At 62.1% G+C, this 3426-nt stretch carries 3 protein-coding genes and 1 pseudogene; 2 read left to right on the plus strand and 2 right to left on the minus strand.

The window, feature by feature from the left end:
* Positions 1-378: pseudogene (locus B3605_RS12895) on the plus strand (NADP-dependent phosphogluconate dehydrogenase); the annotation flags it as partial.
* A gap of 73 nt (positions 379-451) precedes the next feature.
* On the opposite strand, the gene B3605_RS12900 reads toward B3605_RS12895, so the two are convergent.
* Positions 452-1009 (minus strand): cysteine hydrolase family protein, encoded by a 558-nt coding sequence (locus B3605_RS12900; RefSeq protein ID WP_112941714.1) that lies wholly within the window; start codon positions 1007-1009, stop codon positions 452-454.
* Between the two features lie 26 nt (positions 1010-1035).
* Positions 1036-2076 (minus strand): LacI family transcriptional regulator, encoded by a 1041-nt coding sequence (locus B3605_RS12905; protein ID WP_112941713.1) that lies wholly within the window; start codon positions 2074-2076, stop codon positions 1036-1038.
* Positions 2077-2529: 453 nt separating this feature from the next.
* Here B3605_RS12905 and B3605_RS12910 point away from each other — a divergent pair.
* The coding region (locus B3605_RS12910) for an ABC transporter substrate-binding protein (protein WP_296434354.1) at positions 2530-3426 on the plus strand (897 nt) is incomplete at its 3' end.

Here is a 3426-nt window from a genome sequence, read left to right on the forward strand (position 1 = left end):
TGGTCGCTGCCGATGCCAACCATTGCCAAGATCTGGCGTGACGGCTGCATCATCCGTTCGCAGTTCCTCGACGAGATCACCTCGGCCTTCACCAAGGCGCCTGACGTCGCCAACCTGATCGTGACGCCGGCCTTCGCGGACATGGTCAAGGAATCGCTGCCGGCGCTTCGCCGCGTAGTCGGTGCCGCCCTGCAGGCCGGTCTGCCGGTTCCGGCGCTGACCTCTGCGCTCACCTACTTCGACGCCTATCGCCAGGGCCGCGGCACCGCCAACCTGATCCAGGCACAGCGCGACTTCTTCGGCGCCCACGGCTTCGATCGCCTTGATGGCAAGGACTTCCACCACGGCCCATGGGGCAGCGGTGCGGCGACCTTCTAAGGTTCGCTTTCTGAAAATGACAACAGCCGGGCCATTGGCCCGGCTGTTTTGCGTTTGGGTCAATTGACCTGGTTCAGAACTGGATTTCGGCGGCGGGGCGGACAATCGACAGCGCCGATCCGGCGTCGAAATCATCCAGCGTCTCGTTATGGTGGGCGACGATCTCGGCGAAGGTCAATGAGCCCGAATCGGCGGTCGTGTGACCGTCGGCGATCAGGGTGACGTTGTAGCCGAGCGAGACGGCGCGGCGGACCGTGGTGTCGACGCAGAACTGCGACATGCAGCCGCCGATGACGAGATGGGTCACGGAGCGCTCTGTCAGCCGTTCGGCCAGATCGGTCTCGAAGAAGGAATCGGCGCTCCTCTTGTGAACGACGGTGTCGCCGCTGCCGGGCGCGAGTTCCTGCCTGATTTCCCAGCCTTTCGTGCCGACCGCGAGGCGATGGCCCGGGTCGCCGTCGTGCTGCACGAGGACGACGGGGATGCCGCTATGCCATGCGCGTTCCCTGAGCGCGGCAAGGCGCGCGACAGTCTCATCAAGCGCGGCGTCGATTGATGGCTGCCGCTCGGGCGTGCCCTTGCCCGCAACGATGGCGTTCTGCACATCGATGATGAGGAGAGCCTTGGTCATGCGTTGTCTTTCCTTGTTGACTTCCGTCAGCTATTCGGTCGTGTCCAGACCGGCTGGCTCACGCTCTGCAGCAGTTCCGGCTCGACGCCGTCGATGCGGGCGATGACGGCCTTGGCCATTTCGCGGCCGGCATGGCGGACGTCTTCATAGGCGGTGATGATCTCCGGGCGGATCCAGTTGAGGATCGGCGCAGATTCCTTCGAGGCCATGTCGACGTCGTGGCCGAGGCGCTTGCCGGCGGCTTCGATGCCGGCGTTGACGGCGATGGCGGCACTGCCGGCGAGACAGACGATGCCATCGGGCGCGTTGCTGGAGCGCATCATCGTTTCGACTGCGTTGCGGATATCGTCCAGCGGCGTGTCGATGGTGACGCGCAGCGGCACTTCCTCGGCGCCATAGTCATGCAGGCCGGTCTGGAAGCCGATGCGGGTGTGCGTGTAATAGGTGAGCTTGCTGGGGGGCTGGAGGAGGGCGATGCGCTTGCGGCCGCGCGCGACCAGCTTCTCGACCGCCTGGTGGGCGAAGGCCTCGTTGTCGAAGTCGTGGAACGGGTGCATCAGCCCGGCGTCGGTGCGTCCATGCGTGGCAAACGGCATATTGCGCTCGCTGAGCAGGCGAACGCGGGGATCGTCCGGTTCGATGCGGGAGATGATGACGCCGTCGGCCGAGCCTGTCTCGAGGATATAGCGCACCGGCAGCATCGGGTCCTTGCTGTGCGAGTGCGGCGTGACGACGATGTGATAGGGGGTGCCGGTCAGGACCTCGGAGATGCCGAAGACCAGCTGGCTCGAGAAGCCCATGATCTCTTCGTCGATGCTCAGAACAAGCGCGATGACATTGGTCTTGCCTGTCCTGAGGCGCACGCCGGCGCGGTTCGGCTGATAGCCGAGCTGGCTTGCCACCATCCGCACGCGTTCCTTGGTCTCCGCGCCGATGTCGGGTGCATCCTTCAATGCGCGAGACACAGTGGTGATGCCGAGGCCGGTCATGAAGGCAATCGTCTTCAGTGTCGGTCTCTCCCGAGATGCCTCGGTCACCGTCGTCCCGAAATTCGCTTTGTTTTTCATCCCTCTAGGCCGTCCTACGCGATTTGGTTCGCTTATAGATGCTTTTCGCAGCACTGTAAGCCCGAATACACAGATGCCGTTCCCTCCCACGGGCCTTAAAATCTGTAACGTTACAGTGAAATTGTCGAGCGATTTTTGCGACGGTTTTGTTGCATATGCGCTCATTGGTTGAATCGGTGGTTTATGCGCGAATTTTTTGCACTTGCGAACGGCAATGAGAAATTACGTCATGATACCAGTTGAATAAAACACACAAAAACAGACATATAATAGCGATGTGCACTTGCACATGGGGGAGCCACGCCTTTGCAAAGGCTTGCGGGAGTGGCGTTGTTTCAGCAGGCAAAGGTAGCAAAGCATGGGCTGAAAGAAAATTTTAAGGGGTGGCTGTTGCGCGGCAATATCGATTGAACTAAGTTTTTCCGGCAACGTTACAGTGAGGGAGGAGAACTCATGAATATTCGTTTGATGGCGGCAGCGCTGTGCGCATCCGTCGCCTTGCCGCTTGGTGCGGCACACGCCACCGATCTCGAAGTCACGCATTGGTGGACCTCGGGCGGCGAAGCCGCTGCCGTGGCCGAACTCGCCAAGGCATTCGACGCGACCGGCAACAAGTGGGTTGATGGCGCCATCGCCGGTTCCGGCGGCACGGCGCGTCCGATCATGGTCAGCCGTATCACCGGCGGCGATCCGATGGGCGCCACCCAGTTCAACCACGGCCGTCAGGCGGAAGAACTCGTTCAGGCTGGCCTGATGCGCGACCTGACCGATGTCGCGACCGCCGAGCACTGGAAGGACATCATTCGTCCGGCAAGCCTGCTCGACAGCTGCACGATCGACGGCAAGATCTATTGCGCACCCGTCAACATCCACTCCTGGCAGTGGCTGTGGCTCTCGAACGCCGCGTTCAAGAAGGCCGGCGTTGACGTGCCGAAGAACTGGGATGAATTCGTCGCGGCGGCTCCGGCTCTCGAAAAGGCCGGCATCGTGCCGCTCGCCGTCGGCGGTCAGCCGTGGCAGGCAGCAGGCGCCTTCGACACGCTGATGGTGGCGATCGCCGGCAAGGACACGTTCAACAAGGTGTTCAAGGATAAGGACGCCGACGTGGCTGCCGGTCCCGAGATCGCCAAGGTCTTCAAGGCTGCTGACGACGCCCGCAAGATGTCCAAGGGCAGCAACGTCCAGGATTGGAACCAGGCAACCAACCTCGTGATCACCGGCAAAGCCGGCGGCCAGATCATGGGTGACTGGGCGCAGGGCGAGTTCGCTCTGGCCGGCCAGAAGGCCGGTACCGATTACACCTGCCTTCCGGGGCTGGGCGTGAACGAAATCATCTCCACCGGTGGCGAT

This window comes from Rhizobium sp. UBA1881, from assembly GCF_002338015.1.
Lineage (GTDB): Bacteria > Pseudomonadota > Alphaproteobacteria > Rhizobiales > Rhizobiaceae > Rhizobium.

Bases quoted from the DNA above. Each gene is read 5' to 3' on its own strand.
- B3605_RS12905 (WP_112941713.1), bottom strand. From the start codon at position 2,076: ATGAAAAACAAAGCGAATTTCGGGACGACGGTGACCGAGGCATCTCGG.
- B3605_RS12900 (WP_112941714.1), bottom strand. From the start codon at position 1,009: ATGACCAAGGCTCTCCTCATCATCGATGTGCAGAACGCCATCGTTGCG.